Here is a 15,985-nt window from a genome sequence, read left to right as displayed (position 1 = left end):
GTGCACCGGTCAACAGGTGGAGAATACTCAGTTCCGCCGAAGCCGATCAGGCGAAGGGCGACGGGGTGAGCGTGTACTTCGTCTGCAGGTACTCGTGGATCCCTTCGACTCCACCTTCACGTCCCAGGCCTGACATCTTCCAGCCACCGAACGGTGCCGCGGCGTTGGAGACCACACCGACGTTCAGGCCCATCATTCCGGTCTGCAGACGCTCGATCATGCGCTGACCGCGCGCGAAGTCCTCCGTGTAGACGTAGGACACCAGCCCGTACTCGGTGTCGTTCGCCAACGAGACTGCCTCTTCGTCCGTGTCGAAGGTTGCGATGGCGAGTACCGGGCCGAAAATCTCCTCACGGAGGATATCGCTACCCGGGGCTACGTTCGTCAGAACCGTTGGGGCGAAGAAGGTCCCAGGCCGGTCTATCGCTGCCCCGCCGGTGGTGACCGTTGCCCCACGCTGTACGGCATCGGTTACCAACTCCTCGGCCTTGGCCACCGCCTTACCGTCGATGAGCGGACCGATCGTCACCCCTTCTTCGGTCCCGCGTCCGATTGCGAACGCGTCGACTCGTTCGGTGACCCGGCGCGCAAACTCGGTTGCTATCGAGCTGTGCACGATGAACCGGTTCGCCGCCGTGCAGGCTTGACCGATGTTGCGGAACTTCGCGGCAATGGCCCCGTCGACGGCCTTGTCCAGATCGGCATCACCGAACACCACGAACGGGGCATTCCCACCGAGTTCCATCGACGTTCGGAGAACCCCGGTCGCGGCCTGACGCAGCAGAGCCTGACCGACGGGGGTCGAACCGGTGAAAGACAGCTTCCGCAATCTGGGGTCGGCGATGATCGGACCGGATACCGCCGACGACGACGATGTGGTCACCACGTTGACGACCCCGTCGGGCAGTCCTGCCTCCTGCAGAATTTTGACCAGCAGCAGAGTCGTCAACGGAGTGAGCGCAGCCGGTTTGACCACTACAGTGCAGCCCGCAGCCAGAGCAGGGGCAATCTTTCGAGTTGCCATGGCCAGAGGGAAGTTCCACGGAGTGATGAGAAAACACGGACCGACGGGATGCTGGGTGACGAACATCCGGCCGGTGTTCTCGGGGTTTGCGCCGTACCGACCCTGGACGCGGGTGGTCTCCTCGCTGAACCACCGCAGGAACTCGCCTCCGTAGGCCACCTCTCCCCTGGCCTCGGCCAACGGTTTGCCCATCTCGATGGTCATCAGGAGCGCAAAGTCCTCTTTTCGCGCCTGCAGCAGATCGAAAGCACGCCGCAGAATTTCGGCTCGCTCACGGGCCGGCGTCGACGCCCACGAGTCGGCCGCGGCGACGGCTGCGTCGAGTGCAGCCATCCCGTCCTCGGGGGTGGCGTCGGCGATGTCACGAACGACCTCCCCCGTTGCCGGATCATGAACGGCCAGAGTTGTGTCCGAGGACGACGCGCGCCAGTGTCCCCCGATCAACAGTTCGTTCGGGACGGAGTCGAGAAGCTTCTTCTCGAGATCGGTCATACCAATTCCTTCGGGTTGGAGGCCGTGTTGCGCGGCAGCATGGTTCCTGCGAAGAACGTCGCCAGCTCGTCCGTTGCATGGAGTGGAAGAATTTGGGCCACATACTGATCGGGGCGGACCACCACGATTGCGCCGTCGCGGTCGATCCCGCGCTCGGTGAAGATGTCGATCTGTGGATCGGTTGCGAAAACCTTCTCGTAGTCGACGAGCCCGAACGGGCCCACGCTGGGGAGATACACGGGATGCACCGCGCCGATGTCGACCGATGCATGGTCCTGCTGGTAGATCACCTTGACGTCGAAGGCACTGTCGACATCGGTCCCCTGCGGGGTGTATCGCACGATCGGCGACTCGGGTGATTCGAGGAGCCACGAGGACAATTTGCTCAACGCGACGCTGTTCGAGTGAATGCCGGCGGCGGCCGCATCGGCGAAAACGTAGATTCGCCAGCGCCCGTCCGCACGGTGATGGTGACCGAGATGCATCGGGTTGGCATCGCATACTCGCACCACCGGTGCCGACTTGAACCGCTTGCCCACCGGGAATCCTGTGGCCAGATTCTGGTGGGTGGTGTCACCGATGATCATCGACGGCTGGTACTCGGTCATGAACCCAGCAGGAAATTCTCCGGTCTTGACGTAGAAATCTTCGAGCTCAGAAGGGCTGTCGAAGTCCTCCGGGCGCTTTGCCATCATGGCCGACCACTGTTTGTCGAAATCGATCAGGTTCTGTGCGATGACCTGACGTTCGGCGGTGTAGGTGGCAAGCAGGCTTTCGGGCGCTCGGCCGTCGAGTACATGCCCGAGTTTCCAGCCGAGGTTGAATCCGTCCTGCATCGATACGTTCATTCCCTGGCCCGCCTTGGCGCTGTGGGTGTGGCACGCATCGCCGGTAATAAAGACGTGCGGCATACGCACGCCGACCTCCTCGGCCGGAACATCGTCGAAGCGGTCGGTCACGCGGTGGCCGACCTCGTAGACGCTGTGCCATGCAACATTTTTCACGTCGAGGGTGTAGGGATGCAGAATCTCGTTGGCCTGCGCGATGATCTGGTCGATGCTGGTGGTGCGCACCTTGCCGTTGTCGTCCTCGGCAACTTCTCCGAGGTCGACGTACATGCGGAACAGGTGACCGCCCTCGCGCGGGATGTGCAGGATGCTCCCGCCCGAGCCGGACTGGATGGCGCACTTGAGGCGAATGTCGGGAAAGTCGGTGACAGCGAGAACGTCCATCACACCCCAGGCGTGGAACGCCTTGTCTCCGACCGGCTTGCATCCGATCGTGTCGCGCACGGCGCTGCGTGCACCGTCGGAGCCGACGACGTACTTGGCATGGACCGTTCGCTTCTGCCCCACGTGATCGCCACCGGTGTGTTCGAGCGTGACCGTGACGGGGTAGTCGCCCTCCCCGACCTCCAGCGTGCAGAATTCGTAACCGAAATCCGGCTTCATCCGAGTGGGCGACAGAGCCATGACCTCGGCGAAGTAATCCAGCACGCGAGCCTGATTGACGATCAGATGCGGGAATTCACTGATGCCGGTTGCGTCGTCGGGCGTCCGCGCAGTGCGCACGATCTTCGAGGCATCCTCGGGATCGGGCTTCCAGAAGGCCATTTCGGTAATCCGGTATGCCTCGGCCGTGATGCGATCCGCGAACCCGAACGCCTGGAAGGTCTCGACACTACGGGCCTGAATCCCGTCGGCCTGTCCGATAGCGAGCCGCCCCGTACGGCGCTCGACGATGCGCGTCGTCACTCCGGGAAACTGCGAAAGCTGCGCAGCGGTCATCATTCCTGCCGGACCGGTGCCGACGATGAGCACATCGACGTACTCGGGAAGCTCCTCGGGTCGGTCGATGCCGGTTCCCGAGGCTTGCTGGACTCGGGGGTCACCGGAGACATAACCATGGTGATGAAATTGCATTGCTGGACCTTCGCCGATTCTCTTGTGGGCTCGAGTGCCTCAAAGCACTGCGTGGATTCATTGCGATCTACATCACTCATCGTATACGATCTGAGATACGATGCAAGGGTCGCTATCGAGGAGGAACATGAAGAGCGAGAGAAACAGGCCCGGCAAGATCGTCGCGGTACATCTGAGCTACGCATCGCGGGCAGATCAGCGAGGCCGCCGTCCGGCTCACCCGTCGTACTTCCTCAAGCCGTCGAGTTCCCTGGCGTCCACAGGCGATACGATCGAGCGTCCGGCAGGCACCGAGCTTCTCGCGTTCGAGGGTGAGATCGCCCTGATCATCGGGACCCCGACCCGGTGGGTATCGATCGATGATGCGTGGAGCCACGTCTCGGGCATCACGGCAGCCAACGACTTCGGCCTCTACGATCTGCGTGCGAATGACAAGGGATCCAACGTTCGGTCCAAGGGCGCAGACGGCTACACCCCCCTGGGCCCCGAGGTCATCGACGCCCGATCTGTCGACCCGACTGCACTGCGAATCCGCACCTGGGTCAACGGAACCGCGACCCAGGACGACACCACGGCCGGCCTGATCTTCTCGCTGCCTCAACTGATAGCCGACCTGTCGCAGCACTTCACACTCGAACCCGGCGATGTCATCCTCACCGGCACACCTGCCGGATCATCGGTCGTCGTTCCCGGAGACATCGTCGAGGTCGAGGTCAGCACGATCGACGGCGTTGCCACGTCCGGTCGCCTCGTCACGACCGTCACCCAGGGCGAGAACGAATTCGACCCAGGGCTCGGCTCTCTGCCGGCGGCAGACGATGCGCAGCGAGAGGACGCGTGGGGCTCGGCCGAAGCGGCCGGAATCACCACGCCTCGAACAGGTTTGAACCCCCAGTTACGAGACAAACTCACCCGGGTACCGGTGGCGGGTCTGTCGGCCCAGCTTCGCAAGCGGGGACTGAACAACGTGTCGATCGACGGTGTTCGCGCACTGAATACCGGCGACAAGATCGTCGGAACGGCCAGGACACTGCGGTTCGTACCCAACCGCGAAGACCTGTTCGTCTCCCACGGTGGGGGTTACAACGCCCAGAAACGAGCGTTCGACGCCGTGAACGACGGCGAAATCATCGTCATCGAGGCCCGCGGCGAACTCGGCTCCGGCACTCTGGGCGACATACTTGCCCTGCGAGCCCGATCCCGCGGTGCCGTCGGCGTGGTGACCGACGGAGGAGTCCGCGATCGCGACGCCGTAGCCGAGATCGGCCTCCCCGTGTTCGCCGCGACCGCCCACCCCGCAGTGTTGGGCCGCCGCCACGTCCCATGGGATTTCGACCTGACCATCGCCTGCGGCGGAGCGACTGTACAGCCCGGCGACGTCATCGTCGGCGACAGCGACGGAGTGATCGTGATTCCGCCGGCGTTGGTCGAGGAGGTCGTCGACGAGGCACTCGCACAAGAGGACCAGGATGCGTGGGTTACCGACCAGGTGGCTGCCGGGCATCCGCTCGACGGACTCTTCCCCCCGAACGCAGAGTGGAAGCGTAAGTACGAGCAGTGGCGGCAGAGCCAGGGAGTCACTCAGTGACACAGAGCAAGTCGCAGGCCGCCTACCATTACATCAAGGACCGGATAGCGCGGCAGGAATACACGCCTGGTTACCGCCTGGTACTCGGCTCGATCGCAAAAGATCTCGACATGAGTGTCGTTCCGGTTCGTGAGGCGATCCGGCAACTCGAGGCGGAAGGTCTGGTGACGTTCGAGCGGAACGTCGGTGCCCACGTGGCGATGGTGGACGACACCCAATATCGCTACAGCATGCAGAGTTTGAGCATTCTCGAGGGCGCTGCCACTGCGATGGCCGCACGCCGATTGTCGGAGGACGACATTCGGAAAGCCCGTGCCGTGAACGAACACATGATTCAGTCTCTCGATCATTTCGATCCGCACCTGTTCACGTCGCTGAACAAGGAGTTTCACCAGATTCTGTTCGCGAAATGTGTGAACCCACGAATGCTGACACTCGTCGAAGCCGAGTGGGGCCGCCTCGGACACTTGCGCGCATCGACGTTCGCGTTCGTTCCCGGTCGCGCGCGCGAATCGGTGCACGAGCACGAAAACATCGTGCGGCTCATCGAAATCGGTGCACCCCTGGGCGAAATCGAGAAGGCGGCTCGACGACACCGATCCGCAACGCTCGACGCCTACCTCGTCCACGAGCACCCCGACGAAACCATCGGCCTGCCGGCCTACTGAATCAGATCAGACACCCGATCCCGATATTGGAGCATTCATGACGAACACTGTCGCCGAACAGGCGCAACGCCACGTCCCCACCGACCTTCCCAGCAAGATCCAGCACTACATCGGCGGCGCGTTCGTCGATTCGATCGACGGCGACACTTTCGACGTTCTCGACCCGGTGTCCAATGAGGTCTATCTGCAGGCCGCCGCCGGCAAGAAGGCCGACATCGACCGCGCTGTCGAGGCCGCCAAGAAAGCATTCAAGGAAGGCCCGTGGCCGCGCATGCTGCCGCGCGAGCGCTCCCGGATCCTGCATCGCATAGCCGACATCGTCGAATCACGCGATGCACGGCTGGCCGAACTCGAATCCTTCGACTCAGGCCTGCCCATCACGCAGGCACTCGGTCAAGCTCGGCGCGCCGCCGAGAACTTCCGGTTCTTCGCAGACCTCATCGTGGCTCAGGCCGACGACACCTACAAGGTCCCAGGACGGCAGATCAACTACGTCAACCGCACCCCCATCGGGGTCGCCGGTTTGATCACCCCGTGGAACACCCCGTTCATGCTCGAATCATGGAAGCTCGGCCCAGCACTGGCCACCGGCAACACCGTCGTCCTCAAGCCCGCCGAGTTCACTCCCCTGTCGGCATCGTTGTGGGCGGGCATCTTCGAGGAAGCCGGCCTCCCGGAGGGCGTGTTCAACCTCGTCAACGGTCTCGGCGAAGACGCAGGCGACGCACTCGTCAAGCACCCCGACGTTCCCTTGATCTCCTTCACCGGCGAATCCAGCACCGGCCAGCTCATTTTCGGCAATGCAGCCCCCTTCTTGAAGGGTCTGTCGATGGAGCTGGGCGGAAAGAGCCCAGCCATCGTGTTTGCCGATGCCGACCTCGAGGCCGCAGTGGATGCCACGATCTTCGGTGTGTTCTCCCTCAACGGCGAACGCTGCACCGCGGGCAGCCGCATCCTCGTCGAGAGGTCCATCTACGACGAGTTCGTCGAACGCTACGCCGCACAGGCCAAGCGGGTGAAGGTGGGCTACCCGCACGATCCCACGACCGAGGTCGGAGCATTGGTGCACCCCGAGCACTACGACAAGGTGATGAGCTACATCGAGATCGGGAAGAGCGAAGCCCGCCTCGTCGCCGGCGGCGGCCGGGCAGAGGGCTTCGACCAGGGCAACTTCGTGACCCCCACCGTGTTCGCTGACGTTTCACCGGACGCCCGTATCTTCCAGGAAGAGATCTTCGGACCGGTCGTGGCGATCACCCCGTTCGATACCGACGACGAAGCGCTCGAGCTGGCGAACGGCGTCAAATACGGTCTCGCAGCCTATGTCTGGACCAACGACCTCAAGCGTTCGCACAACTTCGCCCAGGCCATCGATGCGGGCATGGTGTGGCTCAACTCCAATAACGTTCGCGATCTCCGCACGCCGTTCGGTGGGGTCAAGGCTTCGGGTCTGGGGCATGAGGGTGGCTACCGCTCGATCGACTTCTACACCCAGCAGCAGGCCGTGCACATCACGCTCGGCGAGGTACACAACCCGACATTCGGCAAAGCAGACGCAGACAAGCACTGACTCCTCTCCCTTTTCGATAAGGACCATGACATGACCATCACTCCCGATTCCCCCGAGCCCGTCGTGACGCGCAGCAGCCCGATCCGATCGGACAACCCGGTTCCCACCCCGCAGGCCACTCCCCCGGACGTACTGCGTTGCGCCTACATGGAATTGGTCGTCACCGACCTCGAGCGTTCGCGCAAGTTCTACGTCGACGTGCTCGACCTCGTGGTGACCGAGGAGGACGAGAACACCGTCTACCTTCGCTCGTTCGAGGAATTCATTCACCACAACCTCGTCCTGCGCAAGGGCCCGGTCGCCGGTGTCGCAGCGTTCTCCTATCGAGTCCGCAGCCCGGAGGATCTGGACAAGGCCGTTGCGTTCTACTCCGAGCTCGGCTGCCGCGTCGAGCGAAACCCCAACGGGTACAACAAGGGTATCGGCGATTCGGTGCGCGTCGAGGATCCGCTCGGCTTCCCGTACGAGTTCTTTTACGACGTCGAACACGTCGAGCGCCTCGCCTGGCACTACCACCTCTACACCCCCGGTGCGCTCGTACGCCTGGACCACTTCAACCAGGTCACCCCCGATGTCCCCCGCGCCGTGGCGTACATGGAGGATCTCGGATTCCGTGTCACCGAGGACATCCAGGACGCGGCCGGGACGACGTACGCGGCCTGGATGCGTCGCAAGTCCACGGTGCACGACACCGCCATGACCGGCGGCGACGGACCACGCATGCATCACGTCGCCTTCGCCACCCACGAAAAGCACAACATCATCGCCATCTGTGACAAACTCGGCTCGCTGCGGATGTCCGACCACATCGAACGAGGGCCGGGACGGCACGGGGTTTCGAACGCCTTCTACCTCTACCTCCGTGACCCGGATGGCCACCGCATCGAGATCTACACCCAGGACTACTACACCGGCGATCCCGATAATCCGGTAGTCACCTGGGACGTGCACGACAACCAGCGCCGCGACTGGTGGGGCACCCCGGTTGTCCCCAGCTGGTACACCGACGCCTCGATCGTCCTGGATCTCGACGGCAACCCCAAGCCGGTCATCGCGCGGACCGACGATTCCGAAATGGCCGTCACCATCGGGGCGGACGGCTTCTCGTACACCCGTAAAGAGGACACCGACGAGATGCCGGACTGGAAGAAGGGCGAGTTCAAGCTCGGCGCGCAGCTGTAGTAACGACTCATTCCCCTACGGCACAGGAGAATCCATGCTCCCCCCGAACACCATCACGGCCATCGCCGACCAACTCGAAGAAGCCGAACGGACGCGGACGATGATCCCGCGGCTCACAGCTCGCTATCCCGACATGACCTTCGAGGATTCCTACGCGGTGCAGAACGAGTGGCGTCGACGCAAGGTCGAGTCAGGTCGACGCCTGGTCGGCCGCAAGATCGGCTTGACGAGCAAGGTGATGCAGGTCGCGACCGGCATCACCGAGCCCGACTACGGCGCGATCTTCGACGACCAAGTTTTCGACAACGGATCGGTGATCGAGCACGGACGCTTCTCCAACGTGCGCATCGAGGTCGAGCTCGCCTTCGTTCTCGGGAGCCCACTGACCGGTCCGACAGCGACGATCTTCGACGTTCTGAAGGCAACCGAGTACGTCGTCCCTGCCCTCGAGATCCTCAGTTCGCGGATCGAAATGGAGGGACGCACCATCGTCGACACCATCAGCGACAACGCCGCACTGGGCGCGATGGTCTACGGCGGCAACCCCACCGACCCCTCGGCTGTCGACATGCGGTGGATCTCGGCGCTGCTCTACCGCAACGAGACCATCGAAGAGTCCGGGGTCGCTGCCGCGGTGCTCAATCATCCGGCGACGGGCGTGGCGTGGTTGGCCAACAAGCTATCTCAGCACGACGATCGGCTCGAAGCCGGTGAAATCGTGCTGGCCGGATCGTTCACCCGCCCGATGTGGGTGCACCAGGGCGACAGCGTGCTCGCCGACTACGGACCGATGGGGACGATCTCATGCCGCTTCGCCTGAACAAGACCTTCCGGGAGGCGTTGGCGGAGGCTGACCGGCCGTTGTACGGCGGCTGGATCACCACCGGCTCGCCCGTCGCCGCCGAGATCATGGCCGGTTCGGGCCTGGACTGGGTACTCATCGACATGGAGCACGCACCCAACGGCCTCGAATCGGTTCTCGCACAGCTGTATGCGGTATCGGCCTACCCCGTGACGCCGGTGGTGCGCGTACCCGTCGGCGACGCGGTGATCATCAAACAAGTCTTGGACCTGGGTGCCCAGAACATCCTGGTGCCCATGATCTCGACTGCCGAACAAGCACGCGAGGTGGCCGCCGCGGCACAGTACCCACCAGTGGGTCGGCGCGGCGTCGGCAGTGCGCTGGCACGATCGGCCCGCTGGAATCGAATCGAGGACTATCTGGCGAACGGAGCCGATCACGTATCGGTGTACGTCCAGATCGAGACGGCCGAAGGGGTGTCCAACGCAGAGGCTATTGCGGAGACACCGGGGATCGACGGCGTCTTCCTCGGACCGAGCGATCTTTCTGCCTCGATGGGTCTGCTCGGCCAACAGAACCATCCCGACGTCGTGGCCGCAGTGAACGACGCGTTCACAGCGATCGCATCCACCGGAAAGCCGTTCGGAGTCAATGCTTTCGATCCCGACCGTGCCGATTCCTACACTGCGGGCGGCGCACAGTTCCTGCTCGTCGGTGCCGACGCTGCGATTCTGGCGCGGGGCTCCGAGGCCCTCGCTCAGCGCTTCATCGCTCCATCGGCGCACAGCGCGCGCACCAGCTACTGATCCGCATTCCGCATAATTCGTCGAAAGGACAGACAGTGACCATCACATTCGATTCGCTCTTGAGCGAGATCACAGACCCCAGTGGACGGGAGATCTTCGACCCCGCAACGGGAGACGTCGTCGGCAAAGCCCCATCCGAGGGTGTCGAGGTGCTCGACGCCGTCATTGCCCGCGCGAAGGCAGCGCAACCAGCATGGGCGGCGCTGACGGACGAGGACCGCAGCACGCGTCTCCTGCAGGCAGCCGACGCCATCGATGCAGCCACCGAGCCCCTCGCGGAATTGCTGTCGCGTGAACAGGGTAAGCCGCTCAACGGACCCAACGCGCGCTTCGAGGTCGGTGCCTGCGCAAATTGGCTGCGCGCCACTGCGGCAACCGAACTGCCCGGCACAACCCTGCTCGACGGCGACGACGGTAACGCCGAAATGTACTACCGCCCACTCGGAGTCGTCGGCGCGATCGGACCGTGGAACTGGCCCATGATGATCACCGTCTGGCAGATCGCACCGGCACTGCGGATGGGTAACACCACCGTCGTCAAGCCGTCGGAGTACACCCCGCTGAGCGTCATTGCCCTCGCCACGGTCATCAACTCGGCGCTGCCCGAGGATGTACTGACCGTCGTCGCCGGCGACGGAGACCTGGGCGCACGCCTGTCCTCGCATCCCGACATCGACAAGCTGATGTTCACCGGATCCACCCGCACCGGACAGGCCATCATCAAGAGCTCCGCCGATACGGTCAAGCGGCTCACCCTCGAGCTCGGTGGCAATGACGCCGGTATCGTGTTGCCGGATGTCGATCCCAAAGCCATTGCACAGGACCTGTTCTGGGGAGCCTTCATCAATACCGGCCAGACCTGCGCCGCCCTCAAGCGCCTGTACGTGCACACCGATGTCTACGACGCCGTCTGCACCGAACTCGCGGCGGTCGCGGAGGCTATGCCGATGGGCCGCGGTCTGGATGAGGACAACGTGTTGGGCCCGTTGCAGAACAAGGCGCAGTACGACATCGTCGCGAACCTTGTCGAGCGTGCCCGCGAGTCAGGTGCCACCATGCTGCTCGGCGGGAACCCGGACGCCGACGCGCCCGGGCACTTCTACCCAACGACTCTGGTGTCGGACATCGACAACGACAACGCTCTGGTGACAGAGGAGCAGTTCGGCCCGGCCTTACCCATCGTTCGATATGAAACAGTCGACGAAGCAATCGAACTCGCCAACGGTCTCGATGTCGGACTCGGAGCTTCGGTGTGGAGTTCCGACCGCGATGCTGCCCGAAAGATAGCCGCTCGGATTCAAGCCGGCACGGTATGGATCAACAGTCACGGCGGCGTGCACCCGATGGTCCCGTTCGGTGGCATCAAGATGTCCGGCTACGGCCTGGAGTTCGGTGTGGAGGGACTCAAATCGGTCTCGGCACCGCAGGTCATCAGCGGCTGACCAAACACAGTGTCGGAGAACTCGATTCTTCGGGCACACAGGGCTCAGTCGATCGCGCCCGGTGTGCTCGAAGAATCGACGGCCAGCCCCAGTAACCGGCGCAAATGCGCGAGCGCACGGTCGGTCATGTCCGATGTTCCGATGGTGATCTGGTGAAACACCAACCCGTCTGCTGCGGTGTACACAAGGTGTCCGAGCGAGGCGTCGTGAACCATGCCGGCACACTCGAGTTCGAACTGGATGACTGCGATGAATCCCTCGTAGATTTTTTCCACGTACGGCCTGAGTTCTGGGCGTCGCCTGCACTCGAGAATCAACTCGTATTGGAATGCTTGATCTTCGGGGTTGTTCTCGACCATGGTCGACAGTCCGTCGAAAAGAGCATTCAGATCGCCGCTACCCGGACGGGTGCTGATCGAGGTGACCGCTCGATCGAGGGAGTAGCGAAGCGCCTCCTCCAGTAGCGCGTCTCGACTACCGAAATGATGGTCCACTGAACCGTGCGACATTCCGGCTTCGCGCGCCACCGCACGATAGGTCAACTTTCGTAGCCCCTGATCGGCGACTACCCGTATTGCCGCATGGAGCAGGGCGGTGCGTCCTTCTCCATATTTCGGTGACGGCCGCTTACGCGAGGCCTCGGCGACACTCATGCGCCTTCTCTCTTCGTCAGGTCCGGTTCGGCCACTGTGCAATGGCCAGGCACTCGTTCATCAGTATGCCCGTTGCCCCGAATCGCCTTGGCTTTCCACTTGACCAGTTCGTCGAGTTGGGGCATATTATGTTCCACATCACAACTGGCCGTCTGGCCGGTTTGGGTTCTCGCGGCGCAGCGGAGCGCCGGTCTTGCTCATCGCATCTTCCACACAACTTCGACAGATCATGAGGTCCACATGGAACACGACACCGACGTCATCGTCATCGGCGGCGGGTTCGCTGGAATGACGGCTGCCCGCGAGCTTTCACACCAGGGCGTGCGCACCACTGTGCTCGAGGCTCGGGATCGTTTGGGAGGACGGACCTGGACGCGTGAGACCACGTTGGGCCGCGAGCTCGACCTCGGAGGAACCTGGGTGCACTGGATTCAGCCGCATGTGTGGGCGGAGATCACCCGATACAACCTCGCCCTCGTCTCCAGTCCGGAGCTCGATGACGCCTACTGGCGCGTCTGTGACCGTGTCGAGACCGGCACGGCCACGGAAATGTTGGATCTGCTCGACGAGTCGATGTGCGCGATCCTTGCCGACGCGCGATCGATCCTCCCCCAGCCGTACGACTACTACCCATTGTCCGGGGAAATCGATGCAATCGATCACGTCAGTATCAGGGACAAGATCGCGGCCTTGGACATCGACCCGACTCGGCGAGCGTTGCTCGACGGAATGTGGGCACTGAACTTCAGCGGAGATCCGGCACGCGGGGCGTATACCCAGGCCCTGCGTTGGTGCGCACTGGCCGGAGGTGACTGGAAGCTGATGTTCGAGGCGTGCGCAACGTACAAACTCGCCCGTGGCACCCGATCGTTGCTCGACGCCATCGCAGGGGACGCCCACACAGCCGACATCCGGCTCGACACCACCGTCACGGCTATCGACGAGTCGGCCGACGGCGTCACGGTCACCACCGACGACGGTACGAAACTGCACGCCGCACGGGTCATCGTGACATTGCCACTCAACATCCTCAACACCATCGACGTCACCCCCGAGCTCGATCATCGTCTGTCCTCCGTCGCCGACGAAGGACAGACGTCGACCGGGGTCAAGGTATGGGTTCGGGTCAAGGGTGACGTCGGGAAGTTCGCCGCACTGGCCGACAGCGACGCGGTCCTGAATTTCGTGCAGTACGAGTACCCCTTCGAGGGCGACAGTCTCATTGTCGCGTTCGGCCCGCGCACCGGACTGATCGACCTCAACGACCCCCGTGCGGTCGAGTCGGAGTTGCGAAAGTGGCTCCCCGATCTCGAGGTGGTGGCTGTCGACGCTCACGACTGGGCCTCCGATCCACTCTCGGGAGAGACCTGGCCGATGCTGGCTCCCCATCAACTCGACGCCGTCGCCGGCGCAGCCGGCGACACCACTCGTCGGATCCGACTGGCCGGATCCGACTACGCCCGCGGATGGGCCGGCTTCATCGACGGTGCCATCGAATCCGGCCTCCGAAGCGCACGCACCATCCACGACGAACTGAAAGAAGCCACACAATGAGCTACTGCGCAGAAATTGTCACCTTCACCATCGCTGACGCCGACGTCGATACGTTCCTGGAACGTCGAATCGCCGCAATCCGCGAAGTGAAAGCCGCTCACTCCTCGCTCTGGTCAGTCCCTCTGTGCAGCAAACGACCCGACGGAACGTGGATCGACGTGTGGATCTACGAGACCAAGGAAGCAGCCGACGCTGCCAATGCCGACGCAGAGAACCTGCCCGCCTTCATGTCGATGGCCGAGTTGCTCGGCAACGTCGACATCGAAGTGACCGACATGCCCGACGACGCCATCAGCCCGTTCTGACCCACCCTCGCACTTCTTCCACGCATCGAGGCCCCCAATGACCGCAGAATCATCCTCGCCGAACCCGACCTCCGCATCGGATGTACACCCTCCGAAGACCCTGCGATGGTACGACGGCTTCATGCTCGCCCTACCGATCGCGAACGGTCTGTTCATCTCCGTCGGCTACGCAATCGGAGCCATCGGCGCAGTACCCGCAGTCGCTATCTGCTTGATACTCTCCGTCGTCGCTCTGTGCCAGAACAAACTCTTCTCCGAGATGGCATCGATGTTCGGCGAAAAACCAGGCGGCGTAGCGATGTTCGCGGCCGAGGGATGGAAGCGCCACTTCACACCCATCGCACCGATTGCTGCGTTCGGATACTGGTGTGGTTGGGCACTGGTGCTCGCATTGGTCGGACTGACCATCGGTGAACTCATTCACGCCCAGTGGTTCGCAGACAGTACGTGGACACTGTTCACTCTCGGGACTGTCTCGTTCGGTTTGCCGCACGTGATTTCGGCGGTCGCGGTGATCGCATGCACCGCCTTGAACGTACTCGGTATCCGAGTTGCGTTGCGCTTCAACCAAATCATCGGTGCCGCATTCGTGCTGGTTCTGCTCGCCCTGGCCATCGGCCCGTTCGCATCAGGTCAGTGGTCCAGCACGAACCTGACGTCGTACCTCGACGGAAACTGGACCGCATTCTTGGTCTGGATGTACGTTTCGGCGTGGGCGATCTACGGATCGGAACTGTGTGCAATCTTTGCCCCCGAGTACCGCGATACCAGCCGAGACACTTCCCGCGCACTCACGTCGATTGCGCTGTTCATGGTCGGCGTTTACACCATCGTGCCTCTCGCCACGGCAGGGCAGCTGACCGAAGAGGAATTCGCAAACAATCCGATCACGTACGGGATCGTCAGCATCGGCCACATTTCCGGCGGCCTGTCCGGCCTGATTACCGTAATTCTCTGTGGTGCACTGTTTTTGAGCATGATTTCGTCGTCAGCCGATGCCGGGCGCGCCCTGTACGGGCTCTCGGCCGAGAAGATGTCGATCACCCAGCTCGACCAGCTGAATACTCGCGGCGTTCCCAGCCGAGCGCTGTGGGCGACCATGGCCGTCAATCTCGCCATTCTGCTGTTCATCGGCAACCCGGTCGCGATCCTCATCGCCAGCAACCTCGGTTACATACTTGCGATCACCCTCGCAGTGATCGCCTTCCTACTCCTTCGCCGCGACCGCCCGAACTGGCCACGCCCGATCGAACTGGGACGCGTCTGGCTCCCGATCGCCGTACTCGTCGCCCTGTTCAACATCGTCATCCTGGTCGTCGGAGTGCTCAACCCAGGTATGAGCTACGTCGGAAGCTTCAAAGAAGTCTTCCTGGGCATCGGACTCATCCTGGTCGGCGTCGTGCTGTTCGTCATCCGCCGCGTCGTCCAGGACCGCAGCCCCCTGCGACTGCGCGAACCAGTAGAAGACGTACCCCGAGAGAGCACACATTGAGCGGCCTTGCAGTTCCAGGCACCTCGTACCAGGAACTGGTCGAATGGGCTTACCGCGGCGAAGTTTTCGGCGTCCAGTTTCTCGACTCTCTTCTCGACGCGGGCGCTCACCCCGACCATCGCGACAGCCTCGTGCTGCTCCGCGACTTGGAACTGTCGACAATGCACCGACTCGCAGCCCACATGGGTGACACTCTCGACCCGTCCGACGACGCAGTCGACGCAGTCGACGCAGCACAGGATTTCGCGCGTCGCGTCGGATCCCTGAACTGGGCCCAATTCATGAACGAGACCGTGTCCATCGCGCGCGAGTCGTTGCCATTGTTCGAGCGTCTGGCTGAACAAGCACCACCCGACGCCGCTGACGACATGGCCGCGGTTCTCGACCACGAGCGAAGCTTGCTGGCATTCGCCCAACAGGACGAGCCGAGCGACCACAGCGCCCTGATCGACCACCTCGATCGGTATCCCGCCGCGCCTCTCTGA

The 15,985-nt window shown here is 62.8% G+C and carries 14 protein-coding genes; 11 read left to right on the top strand and 3 right to left on the bottom strand.

The window, feature by feature from the left end:
• Positions 1-46: 46 nt before the first annotated feature.
• Both AC5WEY_RS17700 and AC5WEY_RS17695 read right to left on the bottom strand, forming a co-directional pair.
• A complete protein-coding gene (locus AC5WEY_RS17700) occupies positions 47-1,516 on the bottom strand; it encodes an NAD-dependent succinate-semialdehyde dehydrogenase (protein ID WP_495646886.1) in 1,470 nt (489 codons plus the stop codon).
• On the bottom strand, positions 1,513-3,438 hold the full coding sequence (locus AC5WEY_RS17695; protein ID WP_495646885.1) for an FAD-binding monooxygenase: 1,926 nt from the start codon (positions 3,436-3,438) through the stop codon (positions 1,513-1,515). The genes AC5WEY_RS17700 and AC5WEY_RS17695 overlap by 4 nt, the downstream gene beginning before the upstream one ends.
• A gap of 127 nt (positions 3,439-3,565) precedes the next feature.
• Between AC5WEY_RS17695 and AC5WEY_RS17690 the strand changes: the two genes are divergently transcribed.
• From AC5WEY_RS17690 to AC5WEY_RS17660, 7 genes are read left to right on the top strand one after another with little or no spacing between them, the layout of a single operon-like run.
• On the top strand, positions 3,566-5,026 hold the full coding sequence (locus tag AC5WEY_RS17690) for a fumarylacetoacetate hydrolase family protein (RefSeq protein WP_495646884.1): 1,461 nt from the start codon (positions 3,566-3,568) through the stop codon (positions 5,024-5,026).
• Positions 5,023-5,694: a GntR family transcriptional regulator gene (locus tag AC5WEY_RS17685; RefSeq protein ID WP_495646883.1), complete on the top strand. Its 672-nt coding sequence runs from the start codon at positions 5,023-5,025 to the stop codon at positions 5,692-5,694. The genes AC5WEY_RS17690 and AC5WEY_RS17685 overlap by 4 nt, the downstream gene beginning before the upstream one ends.
• 37 nt (positions 5,695-5,731) lie before the next feature.
• On the top strand, positions 5,732-7,264 hold the full coding sequence (gene hpaE / locus AC5WEY_RS17680) for a 5-carboxymethyl-2-hydroxymuconate semialdehyde dehydrogenase (protein ID WP_495646882.1): 1,533 nt from the start codon (positions 5,732-5,734) through the stop codon (positions 7,262-7,264).
• 30 nt (positions 7,265-7,294) lie between these two features.
• A complete protein-coding gene (hpaD, locus tag AC5WEY_RS17675; protein WP_495646881.1) occupies positions 7,295-8,446 on the top strand; it encodes a 3,4-dihydroxyphenylacetate 2,3-dioxygenase in 1,152 nt (383 codons plus the stop codon).
• Between the two features lie 34 nt (positions 8,447-8,480).
• Positions 8,481-9,266, top strand: coding sequence for a 2-oxo-hept-4-ene-1,7-dioate hydratase (gene hpaH, locus AC5WEY_RS17670; RefSeq protein WP_495646880.1), 786 nt, complete (start codon positions 8,481-8,483; stop codon positions 9,264-9,266).
• Positions 9,251-10,054, top strand: coding sequence for an HpcH/HpaI aldolase family protein (locus tag AC5WEY_RS17665; RefSeq protein ID WP_495646879.1), 804 nt, complete (start codon positions 9,251-9,253; stop codon positions 10,052-10,054). The genes hpaH and AC5WEY_RS17665 overlap by 16 nt, the downstream gene beginning before the upstream one ends.
• A 35-nt stretch (positions 10,055-10,089) precedes the next feature.
• Positions 10,090-11,496 carry an aldehyde dehydrogenase family protein gene (locus AC5WEY_RS17660; protein WP_495646878.1) on the top strand — a complete coding sequence of 469 codons (1,407 nt, stop codon included), beginning with the start codon at positions 10,090-10,092 and terminating at the stop codon, positions 11,494-11,496.
• A 44-nt stretch (positions 11,497-11,540) separates the two neighbouring features.
• Here the strand turns inward: AC5WEY_RS17660 and AC5WEY_RS17655 are convergent, their stop codons facing one another.
• Positions 11,541-12,149: a TetR/AcrR family transcriptional regulator gene (locus AC5WEY_RS17655; protein ID WP_495646877.1), complete on the bottom strand. Its 609-nt coding sequence runs from the start codon at positions 12,147-12,149 to the stop codon at positions 11,541-11,543.
• Positions 12,150-12,389: 240 nt separating this feature from the next.
• Here AC5WEY_RS17655 and AC5WEY_RS17650 point away from each other — a divergent pair, with 240 nt between their 5' ends.
• Genes AC5WEY_RS17650 through AC5WEY_RS17635 form a run of 4 tightly spaced genes read left to right on the top strand, consistent with a single transcriptional unit; the run spans position 12,390 to position 15,985 of the window.
• Entirely contained in the window at positions 12,390-13,703 is a 1,314-nt protein-coding gene (locus AC5WEY_RS17650) for a flavin monoamine oxidase family protein (protein WP_495646876.1), read from the top strand.
• On the top strand, positions 13,700-14,008 hold the full coding sequence (locus tag AC5WEY_RS17645; protein WP_495646875.1) for a hypothetical protein: 309 nt from the start codon (positions 13,700-13,702) through the stop codon (positions 14,006-14,008). The genes AC5WEY_RS17650 and AC5WEY_RS17645 overlap by 4 nt, the downstream gene beginning before the upstream one ends.
• 37 nt (positions 14,009-14,045) lie before the next feature.
• On the top strand, positions 14,046-15,500 hold the full coding sequence (locus tag AC5WEY_RS17640; RefSeq protein ID WP_495646874.1) for an APC family permease: 1,455 nt from the start codon (positions 14,046-14,048) through the stop codon (positions 15,498-15,500).
• Positions 15,497-15,985, top strand: coding sequence for a hypothetical protein (locus tag AC5WEY_RS17635; protein ID WP_495646873.1), 489 nt, complete (start codon positions 15,497-15,499; stop codon positions 15,983-15,985). Before AC5WEY_RS17640 ends, AC5WEY_RS17635 begins: the two co-directional genes overlap by 4 nt.

The sequence above is a fragment of the Rhodococcoides sp. S146-33 genome, assembly GCF_059489205.1.
Note: the sequence above shows the minus strand (reverse complement) of the source record. Positions and strands in the feature narration are given on the sequence as shown.